We start from the raw sequence: 9,987 nt of genomic DNA, 5'->3' as shown, positions 1-9,987 counted from the left end.
CCCGAACGCCGGGCGAGGGTCGCGGCCACCCTCGACGCCCTCGCCCACCACCGCGACCTGCTCTCCCTCCTCCTCGTCCGGGAGATCGGCAAGCCCTGGCGGCCGGCCACCGCGGACGTCGACCGCGCCATCGACGGCGTGCGCTGGTACACCGAGAACATCGACCGCATGCTCGACGGCCGGGCGCCGCTGGACGGCCCGGTCTCCAACATCGCCAGCTGGAACTACCCGATGAGCGTCCTGGTCCACGCCATGCTGGTGCAGGCCTTGGCCGGCAACGCCGTGATCGCCAAGACGCCCACCGACGGCGGCGTCACCTGCCTCACCCTGGCCTGCGCGCTCGCCGCCCGCGAAGGCGTCCCGGTCACCCTGGTCAGCGGCAACGGAGGCGAACTCTCCCGCGCGCTGGTCCGTGCTCCGGAGATCGGCTGCGTCTCCTTCGTCGGAGGCCGCGACACCGGGGCCGCCGTCGCCACCGCCGTCGCCGACCTCGGCAAACGGCACATCCTCGAGCAGGAGGGCCTGAACACCTGGGGCGTCTGGAACTACAGCGACTGGGACACCCTGTCCGCCGTGATCCCCACGCTCTTCGACCACGGCAAGCAGCGCTGCACCGCCTACCCGCGCTTCGTCGTCCAGCGCACCCTGTTCGACGAGTTCCTCGCCGCCTACCTGCCCGCCGTCCGGTCCCTGCGCGTCGGCCACCCACTGGCCGTGGAGCGCCCCGACGACCCCTACCCCGACCTCGACCTCGGTCCGGTCATCAACGCCGCGAAGGCGAAGGACCTCCACGACCAGGTCGCCGAAGCCATCGACCGCGGAGCCGTCCCGCTCCACCGCGGCAGCCACGACCCCGCCCGCTTCCTGCCCGGTCAGGACATCTCCGCCTACGTCCAGCCGGTCACCCTCCTCAACCCGCCCCCGTCCTCCCCGCTCCACCACGCCGAACCCTTCGGCCCGGTCGACACCATCGTCCTCGTCGACACCGAGGCCGAACTCCTCGCCGCCATGAACGCCTCCAACGGCGCCCTGGTCGCCACCCTCTCCACCGACGACCCGTCCGTCCACGAGCGCCTGGCGCCGCAGATCCGCGCGTTCAAGACCGGCCACAACCGCCCCCGGTCCCGCGGCGACCGCGACGAACTCTTCGGCGGCTTCGGCCAGTCCTGGCGCGGCGCCTTCGTCGGCGGCGACCTCCTGGTCCGTGCCGTCACCCAGGGCCCCGCGGGCGAACGCCTCCCAGGGAACTTCCCCGACCACCACCTGATGCCGTGACCCGCCCCATCCTGTACTGACCAGCCCCCTCCTGGGCCTCCCGCCGCGTGCCGTGCCCTGTGTAATGACGGTCCAAAATGCTCGGTGCATGCGTTGACAGGGCACCGCGGGAGTCGCTGTGATGTTGTGGGAGCGCTCCCACCGCTCCGCCACCCCCTACACCGGAGGTCCCCGTGCGCACCCTTCTCCCACGATTACGCCACCGTCCCTGGACAGCGGCGTTCCTGGCGGCCTTCTCGGCCGTCGGTCTCCTCCTGTCCGCCCTCGTCGCGGCGCCCGCCAGCAGTGCCGCCGCCGCGGGCTGCCGGGTGGACTACACCGTGAACCAGTGGACGGGCGGGTACACCGCCGCCATCAAGGTCACCAATCTCGGCGACGCCATCTCCGGCTGGCGCCTGGCCTGGAGCTACGCCGGTGACCAGAAGGTGACCTCCTCCTGGAACGCCACCGTCACTCAGAACGACCGGACCGTGACCGCCACCGGCTCCGGCTGGAACGCGAACCTGGGCACCGGCGCCTCCGCCGAGTTCGGGCTCCAGGGCAGCTACCAGTCCGCCAACCCCACGCCGACCGCCTTCACGCTCAACGGCGTGGCCTGCAACGGCGCCGTGACCCCGACCGACCCGGGCACGCCGACGACCCCGCCGCCCACCACGCCCCCGCCCACCACGCCCCCGCCGGGCGGCGGATGCGGCGGCGCCAAGTTCTGCGACGGCTTCGAGACCCAGAGCGGCACCGTGCCCTCCGGGGACTGGAAGTTCGAGGCCCCCGACTGCCAGGGCACCGGCACGGTCGCCGTCGACAGCTCGGTCGCGCACGCCGGCAGCAAGTCGATCCGGGTCGACGGCAAGGCCGGCTACTGCAACCACGCCTTCCTCTCCTACACCAAGGACCTCTCCACGGTCGGCCCGCAGATGTACATCAAGATGTGGGTCCGCCACACCACCGCGCTGCCCGCCGCCCACGTCTCCTTCGTCTCCATGCCCGACAGCTCCCAGGGCGGCAAGACGCTGCGCATCGGCGGCCAGAACAGCGCCCTGCAGTGGAACCGTGAGATCGACGACGCCACCCTGCCCGCCCAGAGCCCGAACGGCGTCGCGCAGAGCAAGCCCCTGCCGACCGGCAGCTGGCAGTGCCTGAAGTTCAAGATCGACACGTCGAACGGCAACCTCGACACCTGGCTCAACGACCAGCAGGTACCGGGTCTGCACGCCGACGGCGTTCCCACGGGCGACATCGACCAGCAGTGGCTGTCCCGCACCACCGCCCCGCGGCCCACCGGCCTGCGGCTCGGCTGGGAGAGCTACGGCGTCGGCGACGACACCCTGTGGTTCGACGACGTGGCCGTCAGCAGCTCCGACATCGCCTGCTGAGAGGCGCCGGCACGGCACCCCACAGCTCCGGGCGGCGCAGCGGCACCGACCTGCGCCGCCCGGCCCCAGCCTCCGTCGACGATCACTCTCCGTGCGTTCCCCACTGCACGTCGCCCACCAGCGGATATGCAGGTGAAACCCACCCCCGATCCTTGGTATGGTTATCCACGTCGCCGAGGGGAACGCCCCGAACGCGGCGAAACACCTAGTCCGGGTGGCGGAATGGCAGACGCGCTAGCTTGAGGTGCTAGTGCCCTTTATCGGGCGTGGGGGTTCAAGTCCCCCCTCGGACACGCACTCCAACGATGCGCATGCGAGGGCCTCGACCTGACGGTCGCGGTCCTCGTCGCGTTTTCGTAGCGGACAGTGACGCCCAGGGCTTTGTAGAGCGCTGTTTTGGCCTTGGGTTCGGGCATCCTTACTGAGCCCCTGGTCGACGGCCAGCTGGTCCTCGGCGCGCAGCCCCGGGGTGCGCCGGGCGATGGCGAGATCTTCCTCGTGGAGGCGCTCGCAGGCGGCAAACAGCTTCCGGGACATGCCGAGGTGGACCTCGGTTCCGGGGATTCGACAGGTGAGGAAGTCGTCGAGCCTCAGGAAGAACAGCGACTCACCCAGCGGCGGATCTTCCGCGAGCAGCAGGAGGAAGCCCGTCCCCGGCTGCGCCCCCTTCTTCGTGACGCCTACGAGCAGGGTGCGACGAGCGACTGGAGCGACCTGCTGCGCCGTCCCCAGGAGCCGGAGCTCGACTTGGAGGGCAACGAGGGTCTTCTCGAAGCGGCGACCCCGGAGACGTACCTGGCCGTCAGCCGCTACGACCTGCCCCCGATCCGCGCCTAGCCCGTGGCGATGTGACTGAGCCGCGTCCAGTTGGCCACTTTGAGCACCAGAGGTGGCCGCGCGTTCCACCTGCAGACAGGATCCCCTTGATGTTTTCGATCAACCCGCCTGCGAACGTTCGGGTGACGCGGCGGCGCGTCACCCCGGCGACCGGGAGCCTGCCCCCGGTCGCTGTGGTCAAATCCAGAGCGGTGGGCTCGGCGGGGTCCCTGCCCTGTGCTCGGCCCGACATCGAGCACGCCGTGGAGAAGCCAACTCGGCCGGCACCGCTGCACGGTCCGCATGTTCCTCGTGGCTCTCCGCCACGCACTGTGTCGGTACGGCTCCGCGGTGTTGAGGGACTCCGAGTCATGAAGACAACCGCCGCCGAACGTCGCGCCGAACTGCTGCGTCTGTCACCGGGTTGCCCTGGCAGTCCGCCCTGCGCCGGGTAGAGGCCGCCGCGCCTGGATCCTTGCTGATCCCGCAGCCTGCCGTCGACCAACTGCTGCTGGGGGCCCGGGTGGTGGCCGCCCTGGCATGGCGTCCAAGCAGGCGGCAGGTGCGGAGAGAAGGGCACGCTCCGGCCAGGTCGGCTTCGATGCGGTGACCTGTCGGCGCCATAGCGCGACCTCGTGCCGGAGGAACAATATCTTCGCGTTCTTCAAGGCTGAGGACCGACACATCAGGGCCAGCCACGCGAGGATGCGAGTGGCAAACAGGTAGGTCATGTGTACGAGCACGAGACCGATCATGCCGGACGCTAGACGGGTTCATTCCTTGTGGTCAGACCTGGTGAAGGAGTTTTGCGGCACTACGGGGTTCGGTTTCAGGAGCAGACCGAAGGCGTCATGAGCTGTGGGCTGCCGGGTACACGAAGTCGCCCCGCACCTCTGGCCGGTAGGCGTTCAGGGCGCGGACCTGGAAGAAGTCGCCCCAGCCGGGCTCAGGGCCGGCGATGCCGAGGTCGGTACTCGGGCGGAAACCGAAGCGGCGGTAGAAGTCGGGAGGGCCGAGGACGACGACCAGGGGAACGTCGAGGGCGTCCGCGGCGGCGAGGGTGGCGTGGACGAGGGCGGAGCCGACTCCACGTCGCCGGTGGGTGGGGAGCACGCCGAGCAGGGTGAGTTCCGGGACCTGCGTGGAGCCGATGCTTCCCCGGCAGGCGAGGGTGTGGCCGAGGAGTTCGCCCGCGTCGTCCTCGGCCAGCAGGGAGAGGGCCGGGATCCAGGCGTCCCCGGTTCGCAAGGCGTCCCGCAGCTTCAGTTCTTCCGTCTTCTCGGAGTGGGGGTGATGCGAGGTGGCCAAGGTCAGCGTGCGGACGGCGGCAGCGTCCGCAGGGGTTTCACGTCGGATGATCACTCGTACAGTCTCGTCCATCGTGCCGGTCAGCACAGCCACACGTCCGCGCCCAGCTCGCGGGCGACGGTGTGGGCCAGCGCCGCCCGGGCGGCCAGGGCCGGGGGGACGTGCGGGTTGTCGAACAGCTCACGGCATTGTTCCTGCCAGGTGGCCAGGCGGGCGAGTGCCGTATGGAGGGCGTGGGTGTCCTCAGCGAGCATGGCGTCCATTAGGGCCAGGATGTCGGCACGGCCCGTGCCCTGTGGCACCGGGATGTCGGGGAGGCGGGGGCGAACGGAGGCGGCGGTTCGGGTAGGGCAGTAGGCGGCCAGCGCGGAGATTGCCCAGCGGACGGCGTCGCCTTCGAGGTCCCATCGCGACAGTAGGGCGGGGACTCGTGCGACGACCTCGTCCCGCTGCGCGGTCATGTGGCCTGGGATGTTGAGGTCCTTGCCGGTCAGTGCTGCCCATTCGGCGTTGTTGGCGGCGTGGACGTCCTGTTCGCAGACGCAGTCGAGGAGCAGGAGAAGCAGGCTTGCACGGGCTCCCGGTGACATGTCGGGGGAGCCGGCCAGCTCGGTGACCAGGGGGATGATCGAGCGGATGCCGCTGTCCGCAGCGGGCAGGTGATGGGCTGTCTGCACGAGGTCCATGAGGAAGTGGCGGGTGCCGTCGGCCTCGGTGAAGTCATCGAGGGTCTCCTGGGCGAGCTCGTCGTCGGTGAGGTGGACCAGCGTCGAGGGTGGCGCGACGGTGGCGTACATCCGGCGGGCGAGGTCGATCGCCGCGGACACCTCCGTCCCTGGGTCGCCGAAGTGCAGATCGGCCCATGCCGGGGCGGGCGGCGGCTGCGGGGGACCGAGCGGGAGAGGATCGGGGAGGGGCATGGTGGCGGCGGCCGGGTCGTCGTCCGGTGAGGTGCGTACGGTGCAGTGCAGAATCAGCATTCCGCCACGACCGCGGGCCCGCGCGGCAAGGCGGTGCGTTTCCTGCTGGATGAACGGTGACAGCAGCTTCGGATCGTCGCCCGGCACCGGGTACACGGCGGTTGAGTCGACGCCCCAGAACTGACGGGTGTCGCCTGGTTCCCGGATCGTCACCGACCGGCACCCCTCCTCTGTCATTTTTCGGGCGACGCTGCGCGCGGCCGACCCTCGGGTGAAGAGAAAGCGCCGCTGCACCTTGGTGACTATGTCCATGCCGTCATGATCGCGCAGTTGGCTGCGGGCGGGGCGGTGCCTGTGAGGACATGATGGGGGCGGTGCCGGTTGCGGGACATGGCGTACAGGCGCTGGCGTCCGGCCCGATCGGAGGTGGGTCAGCGCGACGCGGAAACGGATGCCCCTGTATCGAGATCGAGATGTCCCTGTGCGACCACGAGCGTATCCTTGGCGCGCAACTCACTCGGACACACAGTTGCCCCACGGGGCCCGGTGCCCGGGCAGGGGTGATCGGCACCCGCATCGGCTTCCGGCCGGGGCGGGTGTTCTGCGTTTCCGGCCTCCTGGCGTTCTCCTCTCTTCCTCCGGTCTCTGCCTGTCTCGCGGTTCGTCAGCCGATAGTGATCCATTCTGCTCGGGGTGTGTCCGCGGTCAGGGTCCTGGCCGCGGGGTCGTAAACGAGGGTGATCTCCTCGTCGCGGAGATGGGCGACGGCCTGCTCGACCGTGGGCGGCGACACCGGGTCCGGGTGAGCGGACTCGTGCCTGGCCGTGTCGACGTGGCCGGTGAGGCGCAGGTGCAGGGCGGGCAGGCGGGGGAGGACCTGGTCCTCGCGCACGTAGGCGTTCGGCGTGCGGGCCGGGTTGGGGCGCGCGGCGCTGGTGTGCCCGTGACGGCATCGGTAGCCGGGGTGCTGATGGACCCAGTGCGATTCCATGCGACGCCCGCAGATGCCGCAGCACAGCAGTTCCGCCAGATGGTAGGTCCGGCCCGGTGCCGGCTGCTGGTGGGTGCGGATCTGCTGGACTGCGACGAAGTCTGCCTCGCTGACAAGCGCGGGGTGGGCAGGGCGGGTGGAGATGATCCAGTCGGCGGTGGTGTTCCACCGGGTGACGTCACGGTGGCCAAGTGAGGTGTTGTCCGGGTCGATGAGGTCGTGGTCGGTGCGCTGTCGGTTCCAGACCTGGCGTCCGGTGTACCTGGGGTTGGCGAGTATCGTCCTCACCGAGTGCAGCACCCCGTACCGCTCCATTATTGCTTCACCCGGCTTGACCAGCGGCTTCGCTGAGCGATCAGTCTGCCGGGCGGTACTCGTTGATGAGGCAGTCGACGGCTTGCCTGCGCTGGATCCGGGGTGAGGGCAGAGGTATGACGTTCGGGTCGTCGAGTGGTGCGAGCTGGCTGCGGCCTTGGTGGGGACGGTGGTAGTTGAAGTGTCGGGCGTACTCGTGGAGGACCTTCTCGGCGTGGCCGCGGTCGTAGAGCAGCAGCCGGTTGGTGCACTCCTCGCGTACTGAGCGGATGAACCGTTCGGCGTGCGGGTTGCCGTTGGGGCTGCGCGGAGGGATCTTGGTCACGGCGATGTCCTCGCTGGTGAAGACGGCGTCGAACGCGGCCGTGAACTTCGTGTCCCTGTCCCGGATCAGGTAGGTGAACCGGGCCGCCCGGTCGCTGCGTTGCCACATGAGTTGTCGGGCTTGCTGGGCGGTCCAGGCCGCGGTGGGATGGGGGTGACGCCGAGGATGTCAACGGTTCGGGTGCGGACCTCCATGACGAACAGGGCGTACAGGCGTTGCAGGCCGATGGTGTCGAGGTGGAAGAAGTCCGTCGCGAGCAGGCCGTCGGTGCGCCCGGCGATCTCGATGTCCTCCACGGCCACGCGGGAGCCGGCGAGGTCGGTGACCGCGAGCAGGCGCAGCAGTTCCTCGACGGCCCCGGGGACCGTGTCCGGGTCGGCGCGCAGCTCGGCCAGCCGCTCGGGCCGCTCCAGGAGGGCGACGGTGCCCAGGGCGATCATCGAGGCGGTCGTCTCGTGGCCGGCGACCAGCAGCACGAGGGCGATCTGGACGAGTTCGTCGTGGGGGAGCCGCCCCGCCTCGACCTCCTGGGAGGCCAGCCGGCCGAGCACGCCGTCGCCCGGCGCGGTCCGCAGCCGGGTGACCAGACGGTCCAGGTAGGCGGCGAGTTCGCCGCCCGCCTGCTGCGAGGGCCCCTCCGCGGTGGCGCGCATGAGCCGGCTGGTGGCGTCCTGGAAGAACGGCTGGTCCTCGACCGGCACGCCGAGCATGCGGGAGATCACCAGGGAGGTGACGGGCACGGCGAAGTCGGCGACGAGGTCGCTCGGCGGGCCCTTCTCCAGCATCCGGTCGACGAAGCCGTCGACGATCTCCCGCACCTGAGGGCGCATCCCCCGCACATGCTTCAGGCTGAACTCGGGGTTGAGCAGCCGCCGGTGCACGTCGTGGACCGGCGGGTCCTGCGCGATGAGCGGGAGCTTGCGGGCCACGGAGGCGCGGAACCGCGGGGCCAGCACCGGGAAGCCGGGCCGGGTCCGGTCGGACGACAGCCGGGGGTCGGAGAGCAGGGCGCGCGCCTCCGCGTACCCGGTGACCAGCCAGACCTCCCGGCCGTCGTACAGGGCCACCTTCGCCAGCGGGCCCTGCCCGCGCAACGCGTCGTAGCCGGGCGGCGGCTGGTGCGGGCAGGCGCGTGGCTGGGGGAAGGCGAGGAGCGAGGGGGAGCCGGGCGGGGCAGTGGGCATGGTCAGCTTCCTCAGCGGTCGACGAGGGGCGGACGGCTCGGTGGGCCGTGTCCGTCGACGACGCTAAGTGGCCTGCCGCGGCGCCGACAAACAGCTCTCAGCGCCGCTTTGCAGCGGCTTTAGCCCGGCTTCAACGCGGGGCCGGGCGCCTCCCCGTCCTCCGCGTCGCGCGGGGAGAAGGCCCGCAGGAAGGTCTCGACGCCCGACTTCACCGCCGCGTGCAGCGCCTCGTCGTCGATGGGACGGGTTCCGAGGGCCGACAGCATGGGCATGTCGTCGGCGATGAGTGCGAGGAACTGGCCCGCGGCGCGGTCCGGTTCCGCGATGCTGAGCCGGCCCGCGTTGGCCAGCCGGGCGAGCCGGCCGGCGAGGGCGTCGGACACCTTGGCGGGGCCGGTGGCCCTCCAGTCGTCGAAGACGGCGGGGAACCGCACGGTCTCGGCGTACAGGAGGCGCTGCAGCGCCCAGGAGTTCTCGTCGCGGAAGCACTGCACCAGGCGGGTGGCGACGCCTTCGAGTTCGCTGCGCAGGTCGGTGCGCGGGTCGTCGGGCCCGGGGGTGGGGAAGCCCTCCAGCGCGGCCAGGGTCTTGGCACTGGAACGCTGCGTGGCCTCCAGGACGGCCTCGCGGAAGAGGTTCTCCTTGCCGCCGAAATGGTTGTAGATCGTCGGCTTCGCGACGCCGGCCTCGGCGGCGATGGCGTCGAGGCCGGCCTGGACGTACCCCTCCCGCGCGAAGACGCGGATGGCCGCGTCGAGGATCGCGCGGCGCTTGTCGATCCGGCCGCGGCCGGTCGGGCGGTCGGGTGCGCTGTTCGTGTCGCCTGGCGTCATGGCCCCATGCTACCGTCCGACCCATCACGTTGAACTGACCAGTTCAATTTTCTGGATCCCCGGGTCAAGCATGAGTGTCAAGCAGGAAACGGAGCTGCTCTTCATGGCCGACTTCTCGCGCGTCCACCTGTCCGTCCTCGACACCGTTCCGGTGTGGCGCGGGTCGTCCGCGGCGGACTCGCTGCGCAACGCCCTCGACCTCGCCCGGCACGCCGAGCGGCTCGGCTACCTGCGCTACTGGGTCGCCGAGCACCACAACACGCCCAGCCTCGCCACGTCGGCCCCGGCCGTCCTGGCGGGGCAGATCGCGGCGGTCACGGGCTCCATCCGGGTCGGCTCGGGCGCCGTGCTGCTGCCCAACCACGCCCCCTTGGTGGTGGCCGAGCAGTTCGGCGTCCTGGAGTCCCTGTACCCGGGGCGCGTCGACCTGGGCATCGGGCGCGCCTCGGGCGCCGACATGAACGCCGCGGAGCGGCTGCGCGGCTACGGCCCGGCGGCCGGCGACGACTTCTCCTCGCGGCTCGCCGAGCTGGAGGGGTACTTCGGTCCGGGCCGGGAGGGGGCCGCGGTGCGGGCCGTGCCGACGCCCGAGGGCCGCCCGCCGTTCTGGCTGGTCGGCTCCAGCCCGCAGAGCGCCGCGTTCGCCG

At 70.8% G+C, this 9,987-nt stretch carries 10 protein-coding genes and 1 tRNA gene; 5 read left to right on the top strand and 6 right to left on the bottom strand.

Features of this window, described 5'->3' with window-relative positions:
* The 4 genes from HW445_RS09150 to HW445_RS33465 form a co-directional block, all read left to right on the top strand.
* A partial coding sequence (locus tag HW445_RS09150) for an aldehyde dehydrogenase family protein (protein ID WP_180220525.1) occupies positions 1–1,275 on the top strand: 1,275 nt, incomplete at its 5' end.
* 173 nt (positions 1,276–1,448) lie between these two features.
* Positions 1,449–2,648 (top strand): cellulose-binding domain-containing protein, encoded by a 1,200-nt coding sequence (locus HW445_RS09145; RefSeq protein WP_180220524.1) that lies wholly within the window; start codon positions 1,449–1,451, stop codon positions 2,646–2,648.
* 208 nt (positions 2,649–2,856) lie between these two features.
* Positions 2,857–2,941, top strand: a tRNA-Leu gene (locus tag HW445_RS09140).
* A 103-nt stretch (positions 2,942–3,044) separates the two neighbouring features.
* Positions 3,045–3,485 carry a hypothetical protein gene (locus HW445_RS33465; RefSeq protein ID WP_257230946.1) on the top strand — a complete coding sequence of 147 codons (441 nt, stop codon included), beginning with the start codon at positions 3,045–3,047 and terminating at the stop codon, positions 3,483–3,485.
* Between the two features lie 828 nt (positions 3,486–4,313).
* On the opposite strand, the gene HW445_RS09130 is transcribed toward HW445_RS33465, so the two are convergent.
* From HW445_RS09130 to HW445_RS09110, 6 genes are all read right to left on the bottom strand, one after another.
* Positions 4,314–4,826, bottom strand: coding sequence for a GNAT family N-acetyltransferase (locus HW445_RS09130; protein ID WP_180220523.1), 513 nt, complete (start codon positions 4,824–4,826; stop codon positions 4,314–4,316).
* A 26-nt stretch (positions 4,827–4,852) separates the two neighbouring features.
* A complete protein-coding gene (locus tag HW445_RS09125; RefSeq protein ID WP_180220522.1) occupies positions 4,853–5,905 on the bottom strand; it encodes a hypothetical protein in 1,053 nt (350 codons plus the stop codon).
* Positions 5,906–6,356: 451 nt separating this feature from the next.
* A complete protein-coding gene (locus tag HW445_RS09120) occupies positions 6,357–6,983 on the bottom strand; it encodes a recombinase family protein (protein ID WP_308798702.1) in 627 nt (208 codons plus the stop codon).
* A 55-nt stretch (positions 6,984–7,038) separates the two neighbouring features.
* Complete coding sequence (locus HW445_RS09115; RefSeq protein WP_257230945.1) at positions 7,039–7,431, bottom strand: transposase; 393 nt, start codon at positions 7,429–7,431, stop codon at positions 7,039–7,041.
* Complete coding sequence (locus tag HW445_RS33460; RefSeq protein WP_257230944.1) at positions 7,389–8,507, bottom strand: cytochrome P450; 1,119 nt, start codon at positions 8,505–8,507, stop codon at positions 7,389–7,391. The genes HW445_RS09115 and HW445_RS33460 overlap by 43 nt, the downstream gene beginning before the upstream one ends.
* Before the next feature lie 119 nt (positions 8,508–8,626).
* Positions 8,627–9,340 carry a TetR/AcrR family transcriptional regulator gene (locus tag HW445_RS09110; protein WP_180220520.1) on the bottom strand — a complete coding sequence of 238 codons (714 nt, stop codon included), beginning with the start codon at positions 9,338–9,340 and terminating at the stop codon, positions 8,627–8,629.
* A 70-nt stretch (positions 9,341–9,410) separates the two neighbouring features.
* Between HW445_RS09110 and HW445_RS09105 the strand changes: the two genes are divergently transcribed.
* Positions 9,411–9,987 (top strand): MsnO8 family LLM class oxidoreductase (locus tag HW445_RS09105; protein ID WP_257230943.1); only part of this gene is annotated, 577 nt, incomplete at its 3' end.

This window comes from Streptomyces sp. UH6, from assembly GCF_013421635.1.
Lineage (GTDB): Bacteria > Actinomycetota > Actinomycetes > Streptomycetales > Streptomycetaceae > Streptomyces > Streptomyces abyssomicinicus.
Note: the sequence above shows the minus strand (reverse complement) of the source record. Positions and strands in the feature narration are given on the sequence as shown.

Coding starts and splice junctions, on each gene's coding strand:
- HW445_RS09115 (WP_257230945.1), bottom strand. CDS start 7,431: ATGTGGCAACGCAGCGACCGGGCGGCCCGGTTCACCTACCTGATCCGG.
- HW445_RS33460 (WP_257230944.1), bottom strand. CDS start 8,507: ATGCCCACTGCCCCGCCCGGCTCCCCCTCGCTCCTCGCCTTCCCCCAG.
- HW445_RS09110 (WP_180220520.1), bottom strand. CDS start 9,340: ATGACGCCAGGCGACACGAACAGCGCACCCGACCGCCCGACCGGCCGC.